This is a genomic window from Streptomyces sp. NPDC020917 (assembly GCF_044333795.1).
In the GTDB taxonomy this organism is placed as follows: domain Bacteria; phylum Actinomycetota; class Actinomycetes; order Streptomycetales; family Streptomycetaceae; genus Actinacidiphila.
In genome coordinates this window covers 782,498-807,463 of record NZ_JBIRRR010000001.1, presented here as the reverse complement: position 1 = coordinate 807,463, position 24,966 = coordinate 782,498, and the positions used below count along the sequence as shown (strand labels likewise).

The following is a 24,966-nucleotide window of genomic DNA, read 5'->3' as shown; positions in this document are numbered from 1 at the left end:
GTCCCGGGTCACCGGCTCCCACGGCCGATCATGCGCCCCGCGGCCGCGTGCCGTCGCGGAAACCCCCTGCCGGAGGCGGAACGGGCCCGGGTAACCTGTGAGTTCCCGACGGGGACTCACTCGGGACGGGCCCCGCAGGTGCGAAGGGCGGTACCGCGGTGCAGGAGATCACCAGCGAGGCGGAGCTGCGGGAGCTGATCGGCGAGCCGACGCCGCGCGACGCGGGCAAGGTCCGCACCAGCCTGGACGCGCTGGACCGCGCGTGGCTCGCGGCGGCGCCGTTCTGCCTGGTGGCCACCTCGGACGGCGCGGGGGCCTGCGACGTCTCGCCGAAGGGCGACCCCGCGGGGATCGCGCTGGTGCTGGACGACCGCACGCTGGCGATCCCCGAGCGGCCGGGCAACCGGCGGGCGGACGGGTTCCGCAACATCCTCGCCAACCCCCATGTGGGGCTGCTGTTCCTCGTTCCCGGGCGCGGCGACACGCTGCGTGTCAACGGCCGTGCCCGGCTGCTGCGCGACGCGGACTTCTTCGACCGGATGGCGGTCAAGGGCCACCGGCCGCAGGTGGTGCTGCTGGTCGAGGTCGACGAGGTGTTCTCGCACTGCTCCAAGTCCTTCCTGCGCAGCGCCCTGTGGAAGCCGGACACGTGGCAGCCGGAGGCGGCCCCGTCGCGCGCCCGGATGGCCGCGGGCCAGGAGCGCAGGGGCGAGTCCGTCGAGGAGCTCGAGGTGTACTACGGCCCCGGGTACGGCAGTCGGCTCTACGGCTGACGGCCGGCCCGGGGCCGGGTGCTGCGACGGGCCCGCGGGCGCGGGTCAGTTGTGGCTGTGCAGGACGGCGTTGAGCCCGCCCCAGGAGCCGGTGCGCTGCAGCACCTCCACCTTGCCGGTGGTGGAGTTGCGGCGGAAGAGCAGGTTGTCGGCGCCGGACAGCTCGACGGCCTTGACGATCTCGCCGTCGGGCAGGGTGACGCGGGTGCCGGCGGTCACGTACAGGCCGGCCTCCACCACGCAGTCGTCGCCGAGCGCGATGCCGAGGCCGGACTCGGCGCCGAGCAGGCAGCGCTCGCCGACCGAGACGATCTGGGTGCCGCCGCCGGACAGGGTGCCCATGATGGACGCGCCGCCGCCGACGTCGGAGCCGTCGCCGATGACGACGCCCTGCGAGATGCGGCCCTCGACCATGGAGGTGCCCAGGGTGCCGGCGTTGAAGTTGCAGAAGCCCTCGTGCATCACGGTGGTGCCCGCCGCCAGGTGCGCGCCGAGGCGGACCCGGTCGGCGTCGGCGATGCGCACGCCGGCCGGCGCGACGTAGTCCGTCATGCGCGGGAACTTGTCGACGCCGTGGACGGACAGGTGCAGGCCCTCGGCGCGGGCCGCCAGCCTGGCCTGCTCCAGCCGCGGCACCGGGACCGGGCCGATCGAGGTCCAGGCGACGTTCGCCAGCAGGCCGAAAATGCCGTCCAGGTTCTGGGTGTTGGGCTTGGCCAGGCGGTGGCTCAGCAGGTGCAGCCGCAGGTACACGTCGTGGGTGTCGAGCGGCTTGTCCTCGGTCGAGGCGATGACCGTGCGGACGGCGACGACCTCCACGCCGCGGCGCGGGTCGGGGCCGAGCGCCTCGGGGGCCGCGCTGCCCAGGGCCGCCGCGGCCTCGTCGGCGGTGAGCCGCGTGGTGCCGGCCGGGCCGGGCTCGTCGGCGAGCTCGGGGGCCGGGTACCAGGTGTCGAGTACGGTGCCGTCGTCGGCGACGGTGGCCAGGCCGACGGCGATGGCGCCGGGGGCGCGGTTCTCAGTCATGGCAGCACGCTAACGCGTGGGGCGGGCGCCGACCGAACCGGCTCACCATGCGAAATGCCGCCGCCGGGCCCGCGGGCGGGTCGCGGCACGGCCCTTCAGCGCGGGGCGGCGGCGGCCGGAGCGGGATCGTCCGCGGGCAGCGGCGCGGGCCGGCGGGCGGTCGAGGCGGCGAACAGGCCGAGGGCCGCGGCCAGCGCCAGGCCCGCGCACGTGGGCCAGAGGGCGGCGGGCGCGGCGGCGTACAGGGCGGCCCCGAGCGGCGGGGCCAGCACCGTGCCGGCCACCGACGCCCCCGCGTACAGGCTCTGGAAGCGGCCCTCCATGCCGGGCGGGCTGTGGTCGGCGACGTACGCGGTGGCGGGCGTCTTGTAGAGGATCTCGCCGGCGGTGAGCAGCACCATCAGCGCGAGCGCGGTGGCGGTGGAGGCGCCGAGCACCAGGGCGCCGTAGCCGAGGCCGACCAGGGCGAGCCCGCCGGAGATGATGCGCAGTGGCGCCGCGCGGCGCAGGGCCAGGGTCACCGGGATCTCCAGGCAGAGGATGACCCCGCCGTTGACGGCGAGCAGCGCGCCGTAGAAGGCGGTGGAGAAGCCGTGGCCGGTGAGGTAGACGGGCAGGGTGCTGTACTGCTGGCGGTAGACGGTGTCGGTGACCACGATCGCCGCGAGCAGCGCCAGCACCGCGGGCCTGGCCCGCAGTTCCGCGAGCAGCCGGACGGGTGCGCGGGCCGGCTGTGCTTCTCCGGTGGCCGCGCCCGCGGTGGCGGTGCCGCCTTGGTCCGCGGCCGCCCGGCGGCTGCGGCCGTGCGCGGGCAGGATGCGTGCGGCGTACGCGGCGAAGCACAGGGTGCCGGCTCCGTCGGCGACGAACAGCCATCCGTAGGAGAAGTGCGCCGCGAGCAGGGCGCCGATCGGCGGCCCGAGGGTGAAGCCGGCGTTCGACGCGAACCGCATCACTGCGTACCCCTGCCGCCGCGCGCCCTCCGGCACCGAGACGGCGACCAGCGCGGAGTTGGAGGCGCGCACCGCGCCCGCCGCGTACTGGGCGACGGGCAGCACCAGCAGCAGCCCGGCGAGCGGCAGCAGCGGCAGGCAGACCAGTCCGGTCCCGCTGACCACCGCGGCGGCGACGAGGGTGCGCCGGTGCCCGTGGCGGTCGCCGAACCAGCCGCCGGTGAAGTTCCCGGCCACCAGGCCGGCGCCGCCGAGCCCGGCGATCAGCCCGGCCTGGGCGACCGGGAGGCCGCGCGGCCCGGTCAGGTACAGCACCAGGTAGACGAACGTGTACGCGACCACCATGTTCGCGAACGAGCCCGCCGCCAGCAGCCAGACGACCTTCGGTACCGCGCGCATCCCCCCGCCTCCCCCGTCAGTTCCCATTCGGAACTGACACTCCCAGCCGCCGGGGGTTATCGTCAACCGCACAGCGACGAGGCAGGGGTGACATGACACACCGGAGCGGGCCGGCCGACCCGCACTGCGCGATCGCCGCGGCACTCGACGTCGTGGGCGACGCCTGGACGCTGCTGATCGTGCGCGACATCGCCCGGGGCGTGCGGCGGTTCGACGCGCTCCAGGCCGAACTGGGCGTCTCCCGCAAGGTGCTGGCCGAGCGGCTGAAGTCGCTGGTGGCCGACGGCGTGCTGGCCCGCGAGCCGTACCAGCAGCGGCCCACCCGCCACGAGTACCTGCTGACGCCGCGCGGTCGGGCACTGCTGCCGGTGCTGGTCGGGCTGCAGGACTGGGGCGACGGCTGGGTGCTGGGCGACGGCACCACGACGGCGACCGCCGACCCCGGTTCGCAGGAGGCCGCGCGGGTCCGCGAACTGCCCGGCACGAAGCTGCCGGAGCTGCGGCTGCCGGGCGCCGGGGGGCCGGTGGACCCGGTCAGCGCCGACCGGCCGTTCACCGTGCTGTACTGCTTCCCCGGCGCCTACGCGCGCCCCGAGTCGTATCCGCCCGGCTGGTCGGGCATCCCCGGCGCACCCGGCTGCACGCTGGAGTCCTGCACCTTCCGCGACCGGCACGCCGAGTTCGCCGCCGCGGGCGCGGCCGTGCACGGGGTGAGCACCCAGCGCCCGGACGAGCAGGCGGAGTTCGCGGCGAAGGAGCGGCTGGGCTTCCCGCTGCTCTCGGACGACGGGCTGATGCTGAGCGCCGCGCTGCGGCTGCCGACGTTCCGGGCCGGCGGCGCGGTGCGCCTCAAGCGCCTGACCCTCGTCCTGGACGCCGGGCGCACCGTGCGGGCCGCGCTGTACCCGGTCACCGACATCGAGCAGAGTGTCGACGCGGCCCTGCGGGCGGTGCGGGACGCGACCGGCTGACCGCGTCGGCACCTGGGCTCCGGCGCACCCCCGGGGGGCACCGAGCGCGCGTCCCCCTGCTCTCAGTGGCGGGCCTGCGGCGGCTTCTCGTCCCAGGCGGCCGCCTGCGCGGGCCCGGCGCCCAGCACGGCACAGCGCAACCAGTGCTCCCCCGGCGGAAGTTGGGCGGTGAGCAGCGGCAGCACGGTGCGCCGGGCCAGCACGTTGGTGCCCGGCAGCAGCTCGATGACCGTGCCGGTGCGCGTCCCGTCCAGGTCGCGCAGCCCGGTCAGGTCGCCGGCCGCGGACACCGCGGCCGCCGCGCCCTCGTCCTCGGTGCGCACCGGCACCCCGCCGTCCCGGTCGACCGCGAAGCCGGCCTCCGCGGTGTGCAGCGCCCGGCCGGTGCGGATGCGGTGGGTGCGCAGGTGCCAGGGCGCGGCGGCGCTGATCCAGCTGGTGATCTCCACGTCCGGCCAGGGGTACCAGGTGCTGCACACGGTGCCGTCCGGATCGGCCTGCGGATCGGCGGCCGTGTTCTCCGAGGGGGCCGGGACGTCGACCGGCGGAAGGCACTGCTCGCGCACCCGGAAGTGCCGCGGATCGCCCTCGTCGTCGCTGACCGCCAGCATCGAGTCGTACGCGCCCTGGGCCAGGCCGAGTTCACCGGCGGGCAGGCTGAAGCCGAAGCGGGTGGAGTAGGCGAACTTGGCGTACTTGGCGGCTCCGCCGCGCGCCCAGGTGTTGTGCTGCCCGCCGCTGAGCAGGGTGACGTCGCCGCCGGAGCGCATCAGCACCGCGCCGGCGTGCGGCTGGGCGAGGGCAGCGGGCAGCGCGGCGGGCGGCTGCTCCCGCGCGGTCCAGAACGGGTCGGTGGCCGGCAGCGCCAGCGGCAGGAACGCCTTCATCGCCCAGTACGGCGAACCGGGCCCGTTGTACTGCTCGGCGACGCCGGGCTGCGGGTAGCCGTAGCCGATGCTCAGCAGGCCGTGCGGCGACGTCCGCGCGGTGCGGGCCCGCCACCAGCGCAGGTGCCGCAGCAACTGGCCCTTGACCTCGCCGGCCGGCAGCGCGTCCACCCCGGCGTAGGGCAGCGCGCCCCAGAACGCGCCCTGCGCGAAGCGGTAGGTGAGGCTGCGGCCGAACGGCACCGCGGCCCCGTCGTCGGCGAACCAGTGCCGGAAGCCCACCGCGAACTCGGCGGCCCGCTCCCGGAACCGGGCCGCGCGGTCCGGGTCCTCGGCGCCGGCCAGCGCGGAGTACAGCAGGCCGTAGTAGTGCATGGCCCAGGGGATGTAGTAGTCGCGCTGCGGCGTGTCGCCGTCGGCGTACCAGCCGTCGCCCAGCGCGTAGCCCTCCAGCCGGTCCAGGCGGGCGTGCCGGGCCTCGCGGTCGTGCGCCACGCCGACCCGGTCCAGGCCCAGGCTGACCAGGACGGGGAAGAAGTTCCAGTTGTTCGGGGCGTGCTCCCGGTCGAGGGCGGCGGTCAGCCAGGCGGCGACCCGGTCGCGCTCGGCGCCGGAGAGCGGGTCCCACAGGCGCTCGGGGACCAGGGCGAGGGCGAAGCCGACCGCGGCCATCTCGACCAGCCGCTGGTCGAGATGGCGCGGGCTCCCCCAGTAGTCGGGGTGGCCGGGGTCGGTGCCGGCGGCGAGGCCGCGGGCCCACAGGTCCCAGTGCGCGAAGTCGCCACCGCCCGCACCGAGCGGCGCGAGCCCCCACAGCGGGCGGGCGTACCCCTCCAGGTCGGCGGCCGCGTCGTCGTGGTGCGCGATGTTGACGCCGAGCGTGATCCGGGCGCCGCTTCCCCCCGCGTAGGGCACCAGCGGCTCGGCGAGGTCCCGCACGTAGTCCTGCAGGTCCTCGCGTGCCGTGGCCTGCCGTCCGTCCGCGTCGTGGGCCATGAGCGGTCCGCCTCCCCTTGTCCGACGAAGTTGCGAGAACTTTCGCAACTCCGGCCGGGAGGCGTCAACAGGCGTCCACGGCTGCGGTGCCCGGGTCCGCCCGGAAACACCGCGACCGGCGGCCGCCGCGTGCGCAGACGCGGTCGACCGCCGGTCGGGACGGTTCGGGAGGTGCCTCGGCTCAGACGTTGAACCCGAGGGCGCGCAGCTGCTCGCGCCCGTCGTCGGTGATCTTGTCCGGGCCCCACGGCGGCATCCAGACCCAGTTGATCTTCAGGTCGTTGACGATGCCCTCGGTCGCGGTCTGGGCCTGCTCCTCGATGACATCGGTGAGCGGGCACGCCGCGGAGGTCAGGGTCATGTCCAGGGTCGCGACATTGCCCTCGTCGATGTGGATGCCGTAGATCAGGCCGAGGTTCACCACGTCGATCCCCAGCTCGGGGTCCACGACGTCGTAGAGGGCCTCGCGGACCTCCTCCTCGGAGGCCGGCTTGAGGGCGGCTGCCTGGTTCTCAGCGGACTCGGTCATGCGGCGGTCTCCTTACTTTCCCGCAGCGCCGGACAGCGCCTGTGCGGTCGCGTCCTTCCACGCCATCCAGCTCAGCAGCGCGCACTTGACGCGCGCCGGGTACTTGGAGACGCCGGCGAACGCCACCGCGTCCTCCAGCACCTCCTCCATCGCGTCGTCCGGCTCGATCTGCCCCTTGGACTGCATCAGCTCCAGGAAGGTCTCCTGGATCTTCCGCGCCTCGGCGACGTCCTTGCCGACCAGCAGGTCGTTGAGCACCGACGCGCTGGCCTGGCTGATCGAGCAGCCCTGGCTCTCGTAGGAGACGTCGCCGATCACGGAGCCGTCCATCCGCACCCGCAGGGTGATCTCGTCACCGCACGTCGGATTGACGTGGTGCACCTCGGCCTGCCCGTCGCGCAGACCGCTCCCGTGCGGGTGCTTGTAGTGGTCCAGGATCACGTCCTGGTACATCGAGTCGAGCTTCACAGCGGCACCACCATCAACCGAAGAAGTTCCGGACCTGCTCCAGCCCGTCGACCAGGGCGTCGACCTCGGCCGGGGTGGAGTACAGATAGAACGACGCCCGCGTCGTCGCAGGAATTCCGTAGCGCAGGCACACCGGGCGGGCGCAGTGGTGGCCGACCCGTACCGCGATCCCCTGCTCGTCGAGCACCTGGCCCACGTCGTGCGGGTGGATGTCGCCCAGCGTGAAGGAGATCGCAGCGCCGCGGTCCTCGGCGGTGGCGGGGCCGACGATCTGCAGCGTCGGGACCTCCAGCAGCCGGCCCACCGCGTACTCGGTGATCGCGTGCTCGTGCCGGGCGATGTTCTCCATCCCTATGGCGGTCAGGTAGTCCACCGCCGCGCCCAGGCCGACGGCCTGCGCGATCGGCGGGGTGCCCGCCTCGAACTTGTGCGGGGCCGGCGCGTAGGTGGAGGAGTGCATCGAGACGGTCTCGATCATCTCGCCGCCGCCGAGGAAGGGCGGCAGGTCCTCCAGCAGCTCCTGGCGGCCCCACAGCACGCCGATGCCGGTCGGGCCGAGCATCTTGTGGCCGGTGAAGGCCACGAAGTCAGCGCCGAGCGCCTGCACGTCCAGCACCATGTGCGGGGCGGCCTGCGAGGCGTCGATGAGGACCAGCGCGCCGACGTCCTGGGCGCGGCGCACGATCGCCTCGACCGGGTTGACGGTGCCCAGGATGTTGGAGACCAGCACGAAGGAGACGATCTTGGTCTTCTCCGTGATGACCTGCTCGATGTCCGACAGGTCGAGCCGTCCGTCGTCGGTCAGGCCGAACCACTTCAGCTTCGCACCGGTGCGCTGCGACAGCAGCTGCCACGGCACGATGTTGGAGTGGTGCTCCATCTCCGTGATGACGATCTCGGTGTCGCGGTCCACCCGGTAGGGCTCGTCGGCCCAGCCGAGCATGTTGGCCACCAGGTTCAGCGACTCCGAGGCGTTCTTGGTGAAGATGACCTCGTCGCGGCTGGGCGCGTTGATGAACGCCGCGACCTTGTCGCGGGCGCCCTCGTAGAGCGCGGTGGCCTCCTCGGCGAGCACGTGCACGCCGCGGTGGACGTTGGCGTTGTTCCGCTCGTAGTACGCGTTGAGCACGTCGAGCACCTGGCGCGGCTTCTGCGAGGTCGCCGCGTTGTCCAGGTAGACGAGCTTGCGGTCGCCGTGGACCAGACGGTCCAGCACCGGGAAGTCCTTGCGGATCGTCTCGGTGTCGAGGAGGCCGGGCAGCACCAGGCCGGCGGACGAGGATGTGGTCACGCGGAAGCGCCGCCCTTCACGTAGGACTCGTAGCCCTCTTCCTCCAGCTTGTCGGCCAGCTCGGCGCCGCCGGACTCGGCGACCCGGCCGCCCACGAAGACGTGCACGAAGTCGGGCTTGATGTACCGCAGGATGCGCGTGTAGTGGGTGATCAGCAGGGTGCCGACCTCGCCGGTCTCGCGCACCCGGTTGACGCCCTCGGAGACGATGCGCAGGGCGTCGACGTCGAGGCCGGAGTCGGTCTCGTCCAGGATCGCGATCTGCGGCTTGAGCAGTTCGAGCTGGAGGATCTCGTGGCGCTTCTTCTCACCGCCGGAGAAGCCCTCGTTGACGTTGCGCTCGGCGAAGGAGGGGTCCATGTGGAGCCGCTCCATGGTCTCCTTGACCTCCTTCACCCAGGTGCGCAGGCGGGGGGCCTCGCCGCGGATGGCGGTGGCCGAGGTGCGCAGGAAGTTGGAGACGGAGACGCCGGGGACCTCGACCGGGTACTGCATGGCGAGGAAGACGCCGGCCCGGGCCCGCTCGTCGACGGTCATCGCGAGGACGTCCTCGCCGTCGAGGGTGACGGTGCCGCCGGTGACGGTGTACTTGGGGTGGCCGGCGAGCGAGTAGGCGAGGGTGGACTTGCCGGAGCCGTTGGGGCCCATGATGGCGTGCGTCTCGCCCTGCTTCACGGTCAGGTCGACGCCCTTGAGGATCTCCTTCGTGGCGTTGTCGGCCTCGACGGAGACGTGCAGGTCGTGGATTTCAAGCGTGGCCATGGGTGACTCAGGACTCCTGGGTGACGGAGACGAGCACGTCGTCCCCAACGATCTTGACGGGGTATACGGGGACGGGCCGCGTGGCGGGCAACCCGGATGGCTTGCCGCTGCGCAGGTCGAAGCTGGAGCCGTGCAGCCAGCACTCGATCTGGCAGTCCTCGACTTCGCCTTCGGACAGTGAGACGTTCGCGTGCGAGCAGATGTCGTTGATCGCGAACACCTCGCCCTCGGTGCGGACGACGGAGACCGGCACACCGTCGATCTCCACCCGGTGCGGGGTGGCGTCCTCGAGTTCGCTGAGCGCGCAGACCCGCACGAAGCCGGCGGGGGCGCTCTGCTCGGTACTCGTCATCCGACCGAGGCCTCCAGTTCGGCGTCGATGCTCGCCATCAGACGCTCCTCCAGGTCGGCCAGGCCGATCTGCTGGACGAGTTCGCCGAAGAAGCCGCGGACCACCAGGCGGCGGGCCTCGTCGGCACCGATGCCGCGGGACATCAGGTAGAACAGCTGCTCGTCGTCGAACCGGCCGGTCGCCGAGGCGTGCCCGGCGCCGACGATCTCGCCGGTCTCGATCTCCAGGTTCGGCACCGAGTCGACCCGCGCCCCGTCGGTCAGCACGAGGTTGCGGTTCAGCTCGTAGGTGTCGGTGCCCTCGGCGGCGGCCCGGATGAGCACGTCGCCGATCCACACCGCGTGCGCGTCCCGGCCCTGCAGCGCGCCCTTGTAGGCGACGTTGGAGCGGCAGTGCGGGGTGTCGTGGTCGATGAAGAGCCGGTGCTCCTGGTGCTGGCCCTGGTCGGTGAAGTACAGGCCGAACAGGTCGGCCTCGCCGCCGGGGGCGCCGTAGATCACCCGCGGGTGCAGCCGGACCACGTCGCCGCCGAAGGTGACGACCACGGACTTGAAGCTCGCGTCGCGGCCGACCAGCGCGGTGTGCTGGGCGACGTGCACCGCGGTGTCGTCCCAGTCCTGCACGGACACCACGGTGAGCTTGGCGCCGTCGCCGATCAGGAACTCCACGTTGGCGGCGAGCGTCGCGTCGCCGGTGTGGTCGATGACGACCACGGCCTCGGCGAACGCGCCCAGCTCCACGACCTGGTGGCCGAAGACGGTGCCGCCCTCGCCGTGCACGGCGATCCGCACCGGCTCGGTGAGCACCGCGTCCTTGGGGACGGTGACCACCGAGGCCTTCTCGAAGGCGCTGAACGCCTGCGCGGTGACCCGGTCGGCGGGCTTGCCGGCCTTGCCGATCCGGGCGTCGGTGCGGTCCACGGTCTCCACCGTGACGCCCTCGGGCGCGGTCACCTCGACCCGCAGGCCGCCGGTCGCCTCGGCGGTGCCGTCGTGCAGGCCGCGCAGCCGCTCCAGCGGGGTGAACCGCCACTCCTCCTCGCGGCCGTGCGGCACCGGGAAGTCGGCCACGTCGTAGGACGGGGCCGCGCTGACCCGGGCGTCGGTGGGCTGGGCGGGCTGCTCGGCCGACCGTCCCACCGTGATGGCACCGTCCGTGGTGCTGCCCGCAGGGGTGTTCTCAGCCATGGCGTGTCGTACTGCTCTCTTTCCGGGTGTACGTCGAAGGGGATCGGGGGCGGGTGCCGGCTAGCCGACCGCGCCTTCCATCTGGAGCTCGATCAGGCGGTTGAGTTCCAGGGCGTACTCCATCGGCAGCTCCTTGGCGATCGGCTCGACGAAGCCGCGCACGATCATCGCCATGGCCTCGAACTCGGTCATGCCGCGGCTCATCAGGTAGAAGAGCTGGTCGTCGGAGACCTTGGAGACGGTCGCCTCGTGGCCCATGGACACGTCGTCCTCGCGGACGTCCACGTAGGGGTAGGTGTCGGAGCGGGAGATGGTGTCCACCAGCAGCGCGTCGCACAGCACGTTGGACTTCGATCCGGCCGCGCCGTCGCCGATCTCGATCAGGCCGCGGTAGGAGGTACGGCCGCCGCCGCGCGCCACCGACTTGGAGACGATGTTCGACGACGTGTTCGGCGCCATGTGCACCATCTTGGCGCCGGCGTCCTGGTGCTGGCCCTCGCCGGCGAACGCGATGGACAGCGTCTCGCCCTTGGCGTGCTCGCCCATCAGGTACACGGCCGGGTACTTCATGGTGACCTTGGAGCCGATGTTGCCGTCGACCCACTCCATGGTCGCGCCCTCGTACGCCACGGCGCGCTTGGTGACCAGGTTGTAGACGTTGTTCGACCAGTTCTGGATGGTCGTGTAGCGGCAGCGGCCGCCCTTCTTCACGATGATCTCGACGACCGCGGAGTGCAGCGAGTCCGACTTGTAGATCGGCGCGGTGCAGCCCTCGACGTAGTGGACGTAGGCGTCCTCGTCGACGATGATCAGCGTCCGCTCGAACTGGCCCATGTTCTCGGTGTTGATCCGGAAGTAGGCCTGCAGCGGGATCTCCACGTGCACGCCCTTCGGCACGTAGATGAAGGAGCCGCCGGACCACACGGCCGTGTTCAGCGAGGCGAACTTGTTGTCGCCGGCCGGGATGACGGTGCCGAAGTACTCCTGGAACAGCTCCGGGTGCTGCTTGAGCGCGGTGTCGGTGTCCAGGAAGATGACGCCCTGCTCCTCCAGGTCCTCGCGGATCTGGTGGTAGACGACCTCGGACTCGTACTGCGCGGCGACGCCGGCGACCAGGCGCTGCTTCTCCGCCTCGGGGATGCCGAGCTTGTCGTACGTGTTCTTGATGTCCTCGGGCAGGTCCTCCCAGGACTCCGCCTGCTTCTCGGTGGACCGCACGAAGTACTTGATGTTGTCGAAGTCGATGCCGGTGAGATCGGAGCCCCAGGTCGGCATCGGCTTCTTGTCGAACAGCCGCAGGCCCTTGAGCCGCAGCTTCAGCATCCAGTCCGGTTCCGACTTCTTCGCGGAGATGTCGCGGACGACGTCCTCGGAGAGGCCGCGCTGGGCGGCGGCGCCGGCGACGTCGGAGTCGGCCCAGCCGTACTCGTAGTTGCCGATACCTTCGAGCTCCGGGTGAGTGGTCTCCGTGGGAGCAGTCATGCGGGGTTCCTCCCGGACGTGCTGGCAGTTGCGGATGGTGCGTGGTCGGTTGCGCCGGATGCGGGGGCGGCCGGGCGCGGCGGCTCGGCCTGGTCGGCCTGGCCGGTTCTCGGGCCGGTCTCGGGGATGAACGTGGTGCACACCCCGTCGCCGTGGGCGATGGTGGCCAGCCGCTGGACGTGCGTCCCGAGCAGTCGGGAGAAGACCTCGGCCTCCGCCTCGCACAGCTGCGGGAACTGCTCGGCCGTGTGCGCCACCGGGCAGTGGTGCTGGCAGAGCTGCTCCCCGGCCGGGCCGGGCGTACTCGCGCTGCGCGCGGTAGCAGCGTACCCGTCCGCGGACAGGGCGCGGGCCAGGGCCTTGGCCCGGTCCTCCGGGGCGGCGGCGTCCACGATCGCGCGGTACCGCTCGGCCTGGGCGGCGACCCGGGCACGGGCGAACGCGGTGACCGCGGCCTGCCCGTCCTCCCCGTCGCCGGCCGACTGGGCTATCCAGCGCAGGGCGTCGGCGGCGAGCTGGTCGTAGGCCTGGTCGAACGAGTCCCGGCCGCAGTCGGTGAGCGCGAAGACCTTCGCCGGGCGGCCGCGGCCGCGGTGGCCGTAGACGCGCTGCTCGCGCGGCTCCACCACGTTCTCCGCGACGAGGGCGTCCAGGTGACGGCGTACCGCCGCCTGGGTGAGCCCGAGGCGCTCGGCGAGGTCGGCGGCCGTGGAGGGCCCGTGGTTCAGGATGGACCGGGCGACCCGGGTGCGGGTGCGCCGCTCCCCGGTCGTCTGCTCCTCCGCCGCCCCCTGAGCGGCACCACCGACGTTTTTCACAAGGCCATTGTTGCGTAATTCGCCGGAGACGGGCAAGCCGCTCCGCTCGCCGACACGGTGTGCTGCATCACTTAGGGTCACCTAATTCCGCCCTGCCGCACTCCGCGGTCCACGCGCTCCCTAGACTCGTGCGCATGCGAAACGAGCCCGCGGTCCAGGTGGCCGGACTGGTCAAGCGGTACGGCACCAGGACCGCGGTCGACGGCCTCGACCTGACGGTCCCCGCGGGCTCGGTGACCGCCGTCCTCGGCCCGAACGGCGCCGGCAAGACCACCACCGTCGAGGTGTGCGAGGGCTACCGCCGGCCGGACGGCGGCACCGCCCGGGTGCTGGGCCTCGACCCGGTCGCCCAGGGCGCCGAGCTGCGGCCCAGGATCGGCGTGATGCTGCAGTCGGGCGGCGTGTACCCCGGGGCGCACGCCGCCGAGATGCTCCGGCACACCGCCACCCTGTACGCCGACCCGGTGGACCCGGCCCTGCTGATCGAGCGGCTCGGCCTCGGGACCTGCGGCCGCACCCCGTACCGGCGGCTGTCCGGCGGGCAGCAGCAGCGGCTCGCGCTGGCCATGGCGGTCGTCGGCCGCCCCGAGCTGGTCTTCCTCGACGAACCCACCGCGGGGCTGGACCCGCAGGCCCGGCACGCCACCTGGGACCTGGTGCGCGAGCTGCGCGCCGACGGCGTCACCGTCGTGCTGACCACGCACTTCATGGACGAGGCCGAGCAGCTCGCGGACCACGTGGTGATCATCGACGGCGGCCGGGCGATAGCCGGCGGCACGCCCGAGGAGCTGTGCCGCGGCGGCGCGGAGAACACGCTGCGCTTCTCCGGCCGGCCGGGCCTGGACGTCGCGTCCCTGCTCAACGCGCTGCCCGCGGACGCGATGGCCGCCGAGCTGACCCCGGGCAGCTACCGCGTCGAGGGCAAGATCGACCCGCAGCTGCTGGCCACCGTCACCTCCTGGTGCGCCCAGCACGGCGTCATGCCGGACCACCTCGCGGTGGAGCGCCGCACCCTGGAGGACGTCTTCCTGGAAATGACCGGCAAGGAGCTGCGGGCATGAGCACTGCGACCACGGACACCGCCCACGCCCGAGGCGCCTTCAGCCCCCGGCCGGGCTCCGCGCCGCTGCCCCGGATGATCCGGGCCCAGGCGCTGCTGGAGACCCGGATGCTGCTGCGCAACGGCGAGCAGTTGCTGCTCACCGTGGTGATCCCGGCGCTGCTGCTGGTGCTGTTCAGCGCGGTCGACATCGTGGACACCGGCAAGGGCAAGTCGGTGGACTTCCTCACCCCTGGCATCCTGGCGCTCGCCGTGCTGTCCACCGCGTTCACCGGGCAGGCCATCGCCACCGGCTTCGAGCGCCGCTACGGGGTGCTCAAGCGGCTCGGCGCCTCCCCCCTGCCGCGCTGGGCGCTGATGACCGCCAAGACCTGCTCGGTGCTGGTCACCGAGGTGCTGCAGGTGCTGCTGCTCACCGTCATCGCGCTGGCCCTGGGCTGGTCGCCGCACGCCAACCCGCTGGCCGTCGTGCTGCTGCTCCTGCTGGGCACGGCCGCGTTCTCCGGCCTCGGGCTGCTGATGGCCGGCACCCTCAAGGCCGAGGCGACGCTGGCCGCGGCCAACCTGGTGTTCCTGCTGCTGCTCGTCGCCGGCGGAGTGATCGTGCCGATGGACAAGTTCTCCGGCGGGGTGCGGGCGGCGCTGGAGCTGCTGCCGATCTCCGCGCTGTCCGGCGGGCTGCGCGACGTGCTGCAGCACGGCGCCGGGATGCCGTGGGGCGACCTGGGCATCCTCGCGGTGTGGGCGGTCATCGGCCTGGCCGCGGCCGGCCGGTTCTTCCGCTGGGAGTGACGGGCCCGGTCCGCCAGGACGCCGCCACGCCCGGCTGACCGCGAGCCGGACCCCTCGTGAACGCGTGCACAAGGGGGGCGCCTACCATGTGTCCGTGCCGAAGCTGCCCGAAATCGCGCGAAACCCGCTCGCCTTCATCGCCGCCAGGTGGACGCCGAACCCCGTGGCGGTGCGCCGCGCGGCGCTCGCCGCCCTGGTGATGTCGGTGGTCATCGTGATCACCGGCGGCGCGGTCCGGCTGACCGCCTCCGGGCTCGGCTGCCCGACCTGGCCCACGTGCAGCGGCGACAGCCTGCTGGGCACCCGCGAGATGGGCATCCACCACGCCATCGAGATCAGCAACCGCATGCTGACGTACGTGCTGTGCGCCGCGGTCGGCTGGGCGATCATCGCGATCCGCGCCATGGAGCCGCGCCGCACCGGCCTGTACCGGCTGGCCTGGGCGCAGTTCTGGGTGGTGGTCGGCAACGCGGTGTGGGGCGGCCTGACCGTGCTCACCAAGCTCAACCCGTACGTGGTCTCGCTGCACTTCCTGCTCTCCGCGGCGCTCATCACCGTGGCCGTGCTGACCTGGCAGCGGGTGGCGGAGGGCGATGCGGCGCCGCGGCCGCTGGTCGGCAAGGCGGTGCGGCAGCTGGGGCAGGTGCTGGCCGGCGCGACCACGGTGCTGATCGTGGTGGGCACGCTGGTCACCGGCGCCGGCCCGCACCCCGGTGACTCCAGCGCCGCGCACAAGGTGCAGCGGATCGACGTGGACTGGAAGACGATCGCCCAGCTGCACGCCGACTTCGCGTGGGTGGTGGTCGGCCTCTCCGTCGCCCTGTGGTTCGTGCTGCGGGCGGTCGACGCGCCGCCCGGGCCGCAGCGCAGGTCCACCGAGCTGTTCCTGGTCCTGATGGGTCAGGGCGTCATCGGCTACGTCCAGTACTTCACCCACCTGCCGTCCGCGCTGGTCGACCTGCACATGTTGGGCGCCTGCCTGGTGTGGATCGCGACCCTGCGGGTGCTGCTGTCGTTCCGCGAGCGGCCACTCACGGAGCCCGGCGAGGCGCCCGGCGCGCGGTCAGCGGAGGGTGTCGGCGTGCGGCAGGCGCGGGTGCGGGACGCGGCCGGCAGCGGTGACCGGCAGCCGGTAGACGCGGCGCGCGTTCCCCTCGCCGACCAAGGCGGCGACCCGCTCTCCGTCCGCGGCTGACCACTCCCCCGCCGCCACCCGCTCGTCCACCAGGCGCGCCAGGCCGATCCGGAACGCCCGGCTGCCGGTGACGTACAGCTCCGGCAGCCCGGCCGCGCCGCTGGCGTAGAGCACCTTGCCGAACGGGCTGCGGGCGAGCACGCCCGACGGGTCGCCGCCCAGCGCCACATAGACGTGCGGCAGCGCGGCGGCCAGTTCCCCGGCGGCGGCCTCGTGCCGGGCGGCGGGCAGCAGGACGACGTCGGTGCCCAGCCCGGCCGTCGCGTGCAGGAAGTCGGCGGCGGCCCGCGGCCCGGGGCCGGCCGGGCCGTAGCGCAGCGCGAGCGGCAGCCCGGTGGCCACCGCGTGCCACACCAGGTGGCGGCGCAGCACCCCGTCGGTGAGCCGCCCGCCGACGGCGCGGTCGGCGAGCCAGCGGCCGGCCGCGCAGCGCACCGCGTAGGCGCCCGGCGGCCGCGGCCCGCCGCCGCTGCCCGGCGCGCGGGCGTCTCCCCCGTCCCCGGAGTCCGGGGGCGTTCCGTCGCCGTCGTCCCACGGCCGGGCGTGGCGCCCGCGGACGCCGGGGGCGCTGCCGGGCTCCGGCCAGGGCGCGCCGATCGCGGGCGGTCCGCTGCGCGCGTGGCGGCCGGCGGGCTCGGCGCCGGGCCCGGTGCCGTAGGAGAAGCCGGCCGCGTCCAGCGCCGCCGCGTGCACGGCCTCTGCGAGGTTGGCCAGGAAGCCGTCCACGGTGCCGGAGGTGTCGGCGACCTGCTGGGCGAGCGGTTCCAGGCGCACGATCTCGTGCGCGGCGGCGCCGCCCGCGGCGCCCAGGTCCTTGGGCGGGGTGAGGTCGCCGGGCTCGCCGGTGTCGACCAGGTACGCGGTGACGCCGGTGCCGCGCAGCAGCCGCCGGGCGGTCTCGTACGCGCCGAGTTCGCGGCGGCGGGCCAGGTAGCGGGCCGGCGTGCAGTGCGGCTCCAGCCCCAGCAGCGGCGGGCACCAGCGGCGTACCGCGAACCCGGTGGGGCTGTCGAACAAGGTGGTGTGCGGGGCGGCGGTCCCCGGCAGCCGGGCCTCGAAGGAGCCGAGGCCCAGTTCCTGCTGGAGCACCCCGTGGCACTGCGCGTCCACGAGGTGTCCCTGCGCCCCGTCCATCGGCTCCCCTACTCCTGCGTCACTCCTGCGCGAACGACCCTGCCAAGGTCATAACGGCGCAGGGTGCCGTCAGGTGTTGGCGGGACCGCCGATCTGCAGCCCGGCCATCCGGGTCCACTCGTAGGGGCCGGTGCGCAGGCGGCCGGCGAACTCGCCCTCGAAGTCCTCGTGGACGGTCACGCCCGCCCGGGCGACGGCGGCGTCCGCGATCGCCGGGGTCGGCGCGACGAGGTCGCCCCACCCGCCGTCGGCGCCCACCAGGACGATGCGGGAGCCGCGGGCGCCGATGTACTCCACGACGGCCTCGGCGGAGCCGCCGTGGGTGGCGGCGAACGCCGTGATCTGGCGGGCCAGCCGGGCCGCGCGGCGCTCGGCTCGCGCCTCGTCGCGCTTCTGCTGCGCTGTGCTCTCGGTCATGCCCACCATGCTACCCATCGGTAACTCACACTGGCGACCCGCTCACGGTCGGGATCTCCGCCGGGAAGCCGGCGAACGGCCCGGCGCGCGCGTCGTCGTAGTCCGCGACCTGGACGGTCACCGTCAGCCGCACCGGCGACGCGCCTGCCGGGCCGCCCACGGTCAGCGGCACCTGGTAGGACCCTGCGGGGGTGCCGGCCGCGGCGCTCACCGAGAGCCGGGCGGTGCCCGATCCGGTCGCCGGGTCCAGCGTGAGGGCGCCGCCCGCGGGCGTCACGGTGATGCCGGCGGGCGGGACGGCGGCGACCGGCAGGGTGGTCCCGTGCCCGGCCAGCCGCTGCGCGTGCACGACGACGTCGGCCGCCGCCCCGCCCGCCGTCACCACCGACTGGTTCGGGGTGGCCGTCGCCAGGAAGTCGTGCTCGCCGGTGCGGTAGGAGGGCGACGCGGCGCTCGGGGACGCGGCCCACCGGGTGTCGGGCGTGGCGGACAGGGTGAAGTCCAGGCGCCCGCCGTGCGCGACCACCGACGGCGGCAGGTAGGTGCGGGCCCAGGTGTGCCCGTCGAGGGTGAGCCGGTGGACGTAGGGCGTGCCGTCCGAGGCCCCGGGCGCCCGGATGTCCAGGTCGCCGGAACCGGGCAGGTCGATCACCACCCGCTCGAACAGCGGGCTGTGCAGGGCGAGGTCGGCCGTCCCCGGTGTCGCCGGGTACATGCCGAGCGCGGCCCAGACGTACCAGGAGGACTGCGCCCCCAGGTCGTCGTTGCCGGGCTCGCCGTCGGGGGTCGGACTGAACAGGCTGGTGGCGATGTCGCGGACGGTCTTCTGCGTCTTCCACGGCTGGCCGACCTGGTTGTAGACCCACGGCGCCCCGAAGTCGATCTCGTTCCCGGCCCACATGAAGGGGGCGTTGGGGCCCGCGTTGAGCTGGGTGAAGAACGTGTCCAGCCGGTCGGCGGCCGCGGCGGTCCCGCCCATCGAGGCGATCAGTCCCGCCATGTCCTGCGGGACGAGCCAGTTGTACTGGGCGGCGTTGCCCTCGTCGTAGCCGTCCTGCCCGAACTTCCCCGCGGCCGGTGGCTGGAAGCCCGCCTGGTCGGGGAACCGGCCGTCCTCGCCGCGCGGTTCGAGGTAGCCGGTGGCCGGGTCAAGGATGTTCTGCCAGTTCTGGCCGCGCTGGGCGAAGGTGCGGGCCACGTCGTCCTGCCCGGCGGCGGCGGCGAGCCGGGAGATCGCGAAGTCGTCGATGGCCCACTCCAGCGTCTCCGAGGCGCCCACGTGGCCGTGGTCGCCCCTGGCCGCGTCGCTCTCCGGCATGTAGCCGTGCTCGACGTACTCCCCGATGCCGGGCCGCTCGTGGTAGGCGTGCGGGTCCGGGTCCACCGTGGTGGCCCCCTTGACCAGGTACGTCAGCGCCGTCTTCAGGTCGAAGTCGCGGGCCCCGTACGCGTAGAGGCTGGCGATGAGCGGCACGGAGTTGTCGCCGGACATCTGCCCGGTGGCGGAGTTGGCGAGCGGCCAGCGCGGCCACCAGCCGCTCTGCTCCGCGTCGTTGACCAGGGACTGGGCCATGTCACTGGCCTGCCGTGGGAACAGCATCGCCTGGAGCGGCGCGAGGGAGCGGTAGGTGTCCCAGTCCGAGAAGTTGGTGTACTGCGCGTGCCCCTCGGGCAGGGTGCGGATCCTTCCGTCGAAGCCGATGTAGCGGCCGTCGGCGTCGTTGAAGGTGTTCGGGTGCATCAGCGAGTGGTAGAGCGCGGTGTAGAACGTCTTCAGCTCGTCGGTGTCCCGGCCCGCGACGCGCACCTTGCCCAGGGCCTGGTTCCACTGGTCGCGGGTCTGCCGGTGCAGCGCGTCCAGGTCCCAGCCGGGCACCTCGGCCGCCATGTTGGCCTCGGCCCCGGCCACGGACACGTACGACATGGCCACCTTGGCTCGTACGGTGCGGCTGCCGCCGTCCCCGAAGGTGAGGTAGGCACCGGCGCCGGCCGCGGTGGCGGAGTCGCCGCCCGCGGTCACGGTCGTGCCGTCCCAGGTGCCGTGCGCCGTGAAGGGCTGGTTGAAGGTGATCGCGTAGTGGACCGTGTACTGGTTGCCCTTGCTGCAGAAGTTGCCCGTGGTGACCGAGCCGGTGACCTCCCGGTCGCCCACCACCTGGACGTCGGCGGTCTTGACGACGCTGAGGCTGCCGCCGGCCTTCACCAGCAGCTGCGCCGCCCCGGCGCCCGAGGGGAAGGTGAAGGAGGCCAGCCCGGTGCGGGTGGCGGCGGTCAGCTCGGCCCGCACGCCCGAGTCGTCGAGGTTCACCGCGTAGTAGCCCGGCTCGGCCTGCTCCCCGGTGTGGGTGAAGTGCTCGGTGGCCTTCCAGGGCGCGTCCCCCACCGACCCCGTTACCGGCAGGATCGGCACGTCCCCGAAGGCGCGGCAGCCCACCGAGGCGTGGTCCATGCTGAAGCCGCGGATCTGGTCGCCGTGGTACTGGTAGCCGGCGTAGGAGCCGGCGGTGTCCGGGGAGAACTGCATCATCCCGAACGGTGTCGCCGGGCCGGGGAAGTCGTTGATCTCGCCGACGGTGGAGCCGCCGCGGCCCGTGCCGATGAGCGGATCCACGTAGCCCGCGGGGGCCGACACCAGGGCGGCCCCCGAGGACGAGGGCGCCGACAACGTTATCGGATGATCGGACACCAGGGTCGTGCCGGCCGAGGCCGATCCCGCGGTCACCAGGGCCACCACCGCGCCGAGCGCGGTCACCAGCGCGTCGCGCATGGTGCGCCGCCTTCTCACACGTACCTCCGATGGTGCACGGGACGAGCCCACATCCTGGAGGCCGCGCGGGCCGGAAATCAACAGACCCGGCCCTAAGAGCGACGCAGGTAACAGCGCATGGAGCAGCAGGTCAGCCGGCCGCGACCGGCCGCAGCCGGCCCGGCCCGGGCCGCGGCCTAGTGCAGGAAGGGGTCGACCGCGACGGCGACGAAGAGGAGGGTCGCGTAGGTGATCGACCAGTGGAAGAGCCGCATCTCCTTGAGCTTGGCGCCGGTGATCCCGGCCTTCGCACGGGAGTGCAGCCCGTGCGCCTCCTTCAGCCAGAAGGCACCGAGCGCCACGGCCACCACGGGGTAGAACCACGAGGTCTGGCCGAGCGGCCACCACAGGGTGAGGGACGTCAGCACCATCACCCAGCTGTAGAGCACGATCTGCCGCGCCACGACCTGGTTGCCGGCGACGACCGGCAGCATCGGCACCCCGACGCGCTCGTAGTCGTCCTTGACCTTCATGGACAGCGGCCAGTAGTGCGGCGGCGTCCAGAAGAAGAGGACGAGGAACAGCACGAAGGGCGCCCACGCCAGCTCGTTGCGGACCGCGGACCAGCCGATGAACACCTGGAGGCAGCCGGCCACCCCGCCCCACACGATGTTCTGCGCCGTGCGGCGCTTGAGCCACAGCGTGTACACGAACACGTAGTAGAGGATCGCGGTGAGGGACAGCGCCGCCGACAGCGGGTTGACGAGCACCGCGAACCAGACGGTGGAGACCACCGAGAGCGTGATGCCGAAGACCAGCCCCTCGGCCGGCGAGACCAGGCCGGTGACCAGTGGCCGCTGCTCGGTCCGGTGCATCAGCGCGTCGATGTCCCGGTCGATGTACATGTTCAGCGCGTTCGCGCCGCCGGCCGACAGGTAGCCGCCGACCACCGTCGCCAGCACGAGCCACAGCGACGGCACCCCGCCGGCGGCCAGGAACATCACCGGAACGGTGGTGATGAGCAGCAGTTCGATGATGCGCGGCTTGGTGAGTGCCACGAACCCCATGACACGGGCCCCAAGCGGCCGGTGCGCTGAGCCCGTCCCGAGGACCCCTGCGGGTCGGGTTTCGACGGCCGTCACGAACACCCCAAGAGAGATGAGTCAGCAAGCACGGGCGACCGGCGGATTCAACGGGGGCCCTGTGAGGCTTGCGCGTACCACGCCACTCTAGAGGTAGGGAATAGCTGCCTTTCGCTCGGGGGTGGCCGGGTGCCGAACGTGTCCGCCGACGCCACCTGCGCCGCGGCCCGACGTCGCGGGTTCACTCCCTGTTCACAGGTTCGGCAGGCGGAGCGGACCGCCCGGAGGGAGGATCGAAAAGGTGAGCGCCCTGCGGCGGTAGGCTCGACGCGTCGGGTAGGCACCACGTCACCGGCGCTTTCGAACATGTGGAGAGGAGCCCTGACCCAGGGTGAGCAAGCAGCCGACCACCACAGACCTCGAGTGGAGCGAACTGGACGAGCGCGCGGTGGACACCGCCCGCGTCCTGGCCATGGATTCGGTGCAGAAGGTCGGCAACGGCCATCCGGGCACGGCCATGAGCCTCGCTCCTGCGGCGTACCTGCTGTTCCAGCGGATGATGCGGCACGACCCGGCGGACCCCGACTGGACCGGCCGGGACCGCTTCGTGCTCTCCGCGGGGCACTCCAGCCTGACCCTCTACACGCAGCTCTACTTCGCCGGGTACGGCCTGGAGCTGGACGACCTGAAGGCCTTCCGCACCTGGGGCAGCAAGACCCCGGGCCACCCGGAGTACGGTCACACCGCCGGCGTCGAGACCACCACCGGGCCGCTCGGCCAGGGCGTCGCCAACGCGGTCGGCATGGCCATGGCGGCCCGCTACGAGCGCGGCCTGTTCGACCCGGACGCCGCCGAGGGCACCTCCCCGTTCGACCACATGGTCTGGGCGATCGCCGGCGACGGCTGCCTCCAGGAGGGCATCTCGGCCGAGGCGTCCTCGCTCGCCGGCCACCAGAAGCTCGGCAACCTCGTCCTGCTGTGGGACGACAACCACATCTCCATCGAGGGCGACACGGAGACCGCGGTCTCCGAGGACACCTGCAAGCGGTACGAGGCGTACGGCTGGCACGTGCAGCGGGTCGACATGCTGGAGAGCGGCGCCCTGGACGTGCCGGCGCTGTACGCGGCGATGCAGGCCGCGAAGGCGGTGACCGACCGGCCGTCGTTCATCGCGGTCCGCTCGATCATCGCGTGGCCGGCCCCGCACGCCCGCAACACCGAGGCGGCGCACGGCTCGGCGCTCGGCGAGGAGGAGGTCGCGGCCACCAAGCGGGTGCTCGGCTTCGACCCCGAGAAGCACTTCGAGGTCGCCGACGACGTCATCACGCACACCCGTGCCGTCGGTGACCGCGGCCGCGAGGCGCGGGCGGAGTGGGAGAAGTCCTTCGCCGCCTGGCGCACCGCCAACCCCGAGCGCGCCGCGCTGTTCGACCGGATCAACGCGGGCGAGCTGCCGGCCGGCTGGGAGGAGCACCTGCCGGTCTTCGAGCCGGGCAAGTCGGTCGCCACCCGGGCCGCTTCGGGCAAGGTGCTGGAGGCGCTGGGCGCGGTGCTCCCCGAGCTGTGGGGCGGTTCCGCGGACCTGGCCGGCTCCAACAACACCACGTTCGACAAGACGTCCTCGTTCCTGCCGAAGGGCAACCCGCTGCCGGGCGCCGACCCTTACGGCCGGACCATCCACTTCGGCATCCGCGAGCACTCGATGGGCGCCGAGCTGAACGGGATCACCCTGCACGGCAACACCCGTGCGTACGGCGGTACGTTCCTCGTCTTCTCCGACTACATGCGCAACGCGGTGCGGCTGTCCGCGCTGATGCACCTGCCGGTGACGTTCGTGTGGACGCACGACTCGATCGGCCTCGGCGAGGACGGCCCGACCCACCAGCCGGTGGAGCACCTGGCCTCGCTGCGCGCCATCCCCGGGCTGAACGTGGTGCGCCCGGCGGACGCCAACGAGACCGCGATCGCCTGGCGCGAGGTGCACCGCCGCTGGACGAAGGAGTTCGGCAAGGGCGCCCCGCACGGCCTGGCGCTGACCCGGCAGGGCGTGCCCACCTACGAGCGCAACGAGGCGGCGGCGCGCGGCGGTTACGTGCTCTTCGACGCCGAGGGCGAGGGCGGCGCGGCCGTCGAGCCGCAGGTGCTGCTGATCGCCACCGGGTCCGAGGTGCAGCTGGCGGTGGGCGCCCGCGAGGAGCTGCAGGCCGCCGGCGTCCCCACCCGCGTGGTGTCGATGCCGTGCGTGGAGTGGTTCGAGGAGCAGGACCAGGAGTACAAGGACAGCGTGCTGCCCCCGTCGGTGCGGGCGCGCGTCGCGGTCGAGGCCGGTATCGGCCTGACCTGGTACCGGTACGTGGGCGACGCGGGCCGGATCATCAGCCTGGAGCACTTCGGCGCCAGTGCCGACGCCAAGGTGCTCTTCCGTGAGTTCGGGTTCACCGCGGAGGCGGTGGCCGCCGCGGCCCGGGAATCTCTCGCCGCCGCTGATCGCTGAACCGGGCAACGACTAGTAGGAGATGCAATTCCGATGACAGACGCACTCAAGCGCCTCTCCGACGAAGGCGTGGCGATCTGGCTGGACGACCTGTCCCGCAAGCGGATCACGTCGGGCAACCTGGCCGAACTCATCGACCAGCAGCACGTCGTAGGGGTCACCACCAACCCGTCGATCTTCCAGAAGGCGATCTCGGGCGGCGACGGCTACTCCGTCCAGCTGGAGGACCTGGCCGCGCGGAAGCTGACGGTGGAGGAGGCGCTGCGGATGATCACCACCGCGGACGTCCGCGACGCCGCCGACATCCTGCGTCCGGTCTACGACGCCAGCGAGCACCGGGACGGCCGGGTCTCCATCGAGGTCGACCCGCGGCTGGCCCACAACACCAAGGCGACGATCGCCGAGGCCAAGCAGCTCGCCTGGCTGGTGGACCGCCCGAACACGCTGATCAAGATCCCGGCGACCAAGGCCGGCCTGCCGGCGATCGCGGACGTCACCGGCCGCGGCATCAGCGTCAACGTCACGCTGATCTTCTCGCTGGAGCGCTACCGCGAGGTCATGGACGCCTACCTCACCGGTCTGGAGAAGGCGAAGTCCTCGGGCCTGGACCTGTCCGAGATCCACTCGGTCGCGTCGTTCTTCGTGTCCCGTGTGGACACCGAGATCGACAAGCGGCTGGAGAAGATCGGCACCGACGAGGCCAAGGCGCTCAAGGGCAAGGCCGCCGTGGCCAACGCGCGGCTGGCGTACCAGGCGTACGAGGAGGTCTTCTCCTCCGACCGCTGGCTGGAGCTGGAGAAGGCCGGCGCCAACAAGCAGCGCCCGCTGTGGGCCTCGACCGGCGTGAAGGACCCGGCCTACCCGGCCGACCTGTACGTCTACGAGCTGGTGGCGCCGAACACGGTCAACACCATGCCGGAGGCCACCATGGAGGCCGTCGCGCAGGCCGACCGGATCGGCGGCGACCAGGTGCGCGGCACCTACGAGCAGGCGCGCGCCGAGCTGGACGCCCTCGAGGCGGTCGGCGTGTCGTACGACGACGTGGTCAAGGTGCTCGAGGACGAGGGCGTCGAGAAGTTCGAGGCGGCCTGGAACGAGCTGCTGGACTCCACGAAGGCCGAACTCGAACGGCTCGCTCCCTCGGAGGCCTGAG

General features: G+C 72.8%; 21 protein-coding genes and 1 pseudogene. 7 read left to right on the top strand and 15 right to left on the bottom strand.

What is annotated here, in order from left to right; translation table 11 throughout:
- Positions 1 to 158 precede the first annotated feature (158 nt).
- Positions 159 to 773: an MSMEG_1061 family FMN-dependent PPOX-type flavoprotein gene (locus tag ACH4TG_RS03445; protein WP_398240270.1), complete on the top strand. Its 615-nt coding sequence runs from the start codon at positions 159 to 161 to the stop codon at positions 771 to 773.
- Between the two features lie 45 nt (positions 774 to 818).
- Here ACH4TG_RS03445 and dapD read toward each other — a convergent pair whose 3' ends face one another.
- A complete protein-coding gene (dapD, locus tag ACH4TG_RS03440; protein WP_398240268.1) occupies positions 819 to 1,799 on the bottom strand; it encodes a 2,3,4,5-tetrahydropyridine-2,6-dicarboxylate N-succinyltransferase in 981 nt (326 codons plus the stop codon).
- A 95-nt stretch (positions 1,800 to 1,894) separates the two neighbouring features.
- Complete coding sequence (locus ACH4TG_RS03435) at positions 1,895 to 3,151, bottom strand: MFS transporter (protein WP_398240266.1); 1,257 nt, start codon at positions 3,149 to 3,151, stop codon at positions 1,895 to 1,897.
- 92 nt (positions 3,152 to 3,243) lie between these two features.
- Between ACH4TG_RS03435 and ACH4TG_RS03430 the strand changes: the two genes are divergently transcribed.
- Positions 3,244 to 4,122 (top strand): winged helix-turn-helix transcriptional regulator, encoded by an 879-nt coding sequence (locus tag ACH4TG_RS03430; RefSeq protein WP_398240264.1) that lies wholly within the window; start codon positions 3,244 to 3,246, stop codon positions 4,120 to 4,122.
- A gap of 62 nt (positions 4,123 to 4,184) precedes the next feature.
- On the opposite strand, the gene ACH4TG_RS03425 is transcribed toward ACH4TG_RS03430, so the two are convergent.
- From ACH4TG_RS03425 to ACH4TG_RS03385, 9 genes are all read right to left on the bottom strand, one after another.
- Entirely contained in the window at positions 4,185 to 6,005 is a 1,821-nt protein-coding gene (locus ACH4TG_RS03425) for a DUF2264 domain-containing protein (RefSeq protein WP_398240262.1), read from the bottom strand.
- 181 nt (positions 6,006 to 6,186) lie between these two features.
- Positions 6,187 to 6,534 (bottom strand): metal-sulfur cluster assembly factor, encoded by a 348-nt coding sequence (locus ACH4TG_RS03420; protein WP_398240260.1) that lies wholly within the window; start codon positions 6,532 to 6,534, stop codon positions 6,187 to 6,189.
- A 12-nt stretch (positions 6,535 to 6,546) separates the two neighbouring features.
- Positions 6,547 to 7,002, bottom strand: coding sequence for a Fe-S cluster assembly sulfur transfer protein SufU (sufU, locus tag ACH4TG_RS03415; RefSeq protein WP_398240258.1), 456 nt, complete (start codon positions 7,000 to 7,002; stop codon positions 6,547 to 6,549).
- A 13-nt stretch (positions 7,003 to 7,015) separates the two neighbouring features.
- Positions 7,016 to 8,269 carry a cysteine desulfurase gene (locus ACH4TG_RS03410; protein ID WP_398240492.1) on the bottom strand — a complete coding sequence of 418 codons (1,254 nt, stop codon included), beginning with the start codon at positions 8,267 to 8,269 and terminating at the stop codon, positions 7,016 to 7,018.
- Between the two features lie 20 nt (positions 8,270 to 8,289).
- A complete protein-coding gene (gene sufC, locus ACH4TG_RS03405) occupies positions 8,290 to 9,054 on the bottom strand; it encodes a Fe-S cluster assembly ATPase SufC (RefSeq protein WP_398240256.1) in 765 nt (254 codons plus the stop codon).
- A 7-nt stretch (positions 9,055 to 9,061) separates the two neighbouring features.
- The gene (locus ACH4TG_RS03400) at positions 9,062 to 9,406 is read right to left on the bottom strand and encodes a non-heme iron oxygenase ferredoxin subunit (protein ID WP_398240254.1); all 345 of its coding nucleotides are present in this window, start codon (positions 9,404 to 9,406) and stop codon (positions 9,062 to 9,064) included.
- Positions 9,403 to 10,593 (bottom strand): Fe-S cluster assembly protein SufD, encoded by a 1,191-nt coding sequence (gene sufD / locus ACH4TG_RS03395; RefSeq protein WP_398240253.1) that lies wholly within the window; start codon positions 10,591 to 10,593, stop codon positions 9,403 to 9,405. The genes ACH4TG_RS03400 and sufD overlap by 4 nt, the downstream gene beginning before the upstream one ends.
- Positions 10,594 to 10,653: 60 nt before the next feature.
- Positions 10,654 to 12,075, bottom strand: a complete 1,422-nt coding sequence (sufB, locus tag ACH4TG_RS03390; protein WP_398240251.1) for a Fe-S cluster assembly protein SufB — start codon at positions 12,073 to 12,075, stop codon at positions 10,654 to 10,656.
- The gene (locus ACH4TG_RS03385) at positions 12,072 to 12,893 is read right to left on the bottom strand and encodes a helix-turn-helix transcriptional regulator (protein ID WP_398240249.1); all 822 of its coding nucleotides are present in this window, start codon (positions 12,891 to 12,893) and stop codon (positions 12,072 to 12,074) included. The genes sufB and ACH4TG_RS03385 overlap by 4 nt, the downstream gene beginning before the upstream one ends.
- A 134-nt stretch (positions 12,894 to 13,027) precedes the next feature.
- Here ACH4TG_RS03385 and ACH4TG_RS03380 point away from each other — a divergent pair, with 134 nt between their 5' ends.
- From ACH4TG_RS03380 to ACH4TG_RS03370, 3 genes are all read left to right on the top strand, one after another.
- Complete coding sequence (locus ACH4TG_RS03380) at positions 13,028 to 13,954, top strand: ABC transporter ATP-binding protein (protein ID WP_398240247.1); 927 nt, start codon at positions 13,028 to 13,030, stop codon at positions 13,952 to 13,954.
- On the top strand, positions 13,951 to 14,745 hold the full coding sequence (locus tag ACH4TG_RS03375) for an ABC transporter permease (protein WP_398240245.1): 795 nt from the start codon (positions 13,951 to 13,953) through the stop codon (positions 14,743 to 14,745). The genes ACH4TG_RS03380 and ACH4TG_RS03375 overlap by 4 nt, the downstream gene beginning before the upstream one ends.
- A gap of 88 nt (positions 14,746 to 14,833) precedes the next feature.
- Entirely contained in the window at positions 14,834 to 15,940 is a 1,107-nt protein-coding gene (locus tag ACH4TG_RS03370; RefSeq protein WP_398240243.1) for a heme A synthase, read from the top strand.
- Between the two features lie 207 nt (positions 15,941 to 16,147).
- Here ACH4TG_RS03370 and ACH4TG_RS03365 read toward each other — a convergent pair.
- From ACH4TG_RS03365 to ACH4TG_RS03350, 4 genes and pseudogenes are all read right to left on the bottom strand, one after another.
- Positions 16,148 to 17,074: pseudogene (locus tag ACH4TG_RS03365) on the bottom strand (hypothetical protein); the annotation flags it as partial.
- Between the two features lie 69 nt (positions 17,075 to 17,143).
- The gene (locus tag ACH4TG_RS03360) at positions 17,144 to 17,500 is read right to left on the bottom strand and encodes a hypothetical protein (protein ID WP_398240490.1); all 357 of its coding nucleotides are present in this window, start codon (positions 17,498 to 17,500) and stop codon (positions 17,144 to 17,146) included.
- Between the two features lie 16 nt (positions 17,501 to 17,516).
- The gene (locus ACH4TG_RS03355; RefSeq protein WP_398240241.1) at positions 17,517 to 20,258 is read right to left on the bottom strand and encodes a GH92 family glycosyl hydrolase; all 2,742 of its coding nucleotides are present in this window, start codon (positions 20,256 to 20,258) and stop codon (positions 17,517 to 17,519) included.
- A 176-nt stretch (positions 20,259 to 20,434) separates the two neighbouring features.
- A complete protein-coding gene (locus ACH4TG_RS03350; protein ID WP_398240239.1) occupies positions 20,435 to 21,379 on the bottom strand; it encodes a heme o synthase in 945 nt (314 codons plus the stop codon).
- Positions 21,380 to 21,710: 331 nt separating this feature from the next.
- Here ACH4TG_RS03350 and tkt point away from each other — a divergent pair, with 331 nt between their 5' ends.
- Both tkt and tal read left to right on the top strand, forming a co-directional pair.
- On the top strand, positions 21,711 to 23,813 hold the full coding sequence (gene tkt, locus ACH4TG_RS03345) for a transketolase (protein ID WP_398240237.1): 2,103 nt from the start codon (positions 21,711 to 21,713) through the stop codon (positions 23,811 to 23,813).
- Between the two features lie 33 nt (positions 23,814 to 23,846).
- Positions 23,847 to 24,965 (top strand): transaldolase, encoded by a 1,119-nt coding sequence (gene tal / locus ACH4TG_RS03340; RefSeq protein ID WP_398240235.1) that lies wholly within the window; start codon positions 23,847 to 23,849, stop codon positions 24,963 to 24,965.
- The last annotated feature ends 1 nt before the right edge of the window (position 24,966 follow it).

Bases quoted from the DNA above. Each gene is read 5' to 3' on its own strand.
- ACH4TG_RS03400 (WP_398240254.1), bottom strand. From the start codon at position 9,406: ATGACGAGTACCGAGCAGAGCGCCCCCGCCGGCTTCGTGCGGGTCTGC.
- ACH4TG_RS03380 (WP_398240247.1), top strand. From the start codon at position 13,028: ATGCGAAACGAGCCCGCGGTCCAGGTGGCCGGACTGGTCAAGCGGTAC.
- tal (WP_398240235.1), top strand. From the start codon at position 23,847: ATGACAGACGCACTCAAGCGCCTCTCCGACGAAGGCGTGGCGATCTGG.
- ACH4TG_RS03355 (WP_398240241.1), bottom strand. From the start codon at position 20,258: ATGCGCGACGCGCTGGTGACCGCGCTCGGCGCGGTGGTGGCCCTGGTG.
- sufC (WP_398240256.1), bottom strand. From the start codon at position 9,054: ATGGCCACGCTTGAAATCCACGACCTGCACGTCTCCGTCGAGGCCGAC.
- ACH4TG_RS03375 (WP_398240245.1), top strand. From the start codon at position 13,951: ATGAGCACTGCGACCACGGACACCGCCCACGCCCGAGGCGCCTTCAGC.
- ACH4TG_RS03425 (WP_398240262.1), bottom strand. From the start codon at position 6,005: ATGGCCCACGACGCGGACGGACGGCAGGCCACGGCACGCGAGGACCTG.
- ACH4TG_RS03430 (WP_398240264.1), top strand. From the start codon at position 3,244: ATGACACACCGGAGCGGGCCGGCCGACCCGCACTGCGCGATCGCCGCG.
- sufB (WP_398240251.1), bottom strand. From the start codon at position 12,075: ATGACTGCTCCCACGGAGACCACTCACCCGGAGCTCGAAGGTATCGGC.
- ACH4TG_RS03360 (WP_398240490.1), bottom strand. From the start codon at position 17,500: ATGGTGGGCATGACCGAGAGCACAGCGCAGCAGAAGCGCGACGAGGCG.
- ACH4TG_RS03420 (WP_398240260.1), bottom strand. From the start codon at position 6,534: ATGACCGAGTCCGCTGAGAACCAGGCAGCCGCCCTCAAGCCGGCCTCC.
- sufD (WP_398240253.1), bottom strand. From the start codon at position 10,593: ATGGCTGAGAACACCCCTGCGGGCAGCACCACGGACGGTGCCATCACG.
- ACH4TG_RS03435 (WP_398240266.1), bottom strand. From the start codon at position 3,151: ATGCGCGCGGTACCGAAGGTCGTCTGGCTGCTGGCGGCGGGCTCGTTC.
- dapD (WP_398240268.1), bottom strand. From the start codon at position 1,799: ATGACTGAGAACCGCGCCCCCGGCGCCATCGCCGTCGGCCTGGCCACC.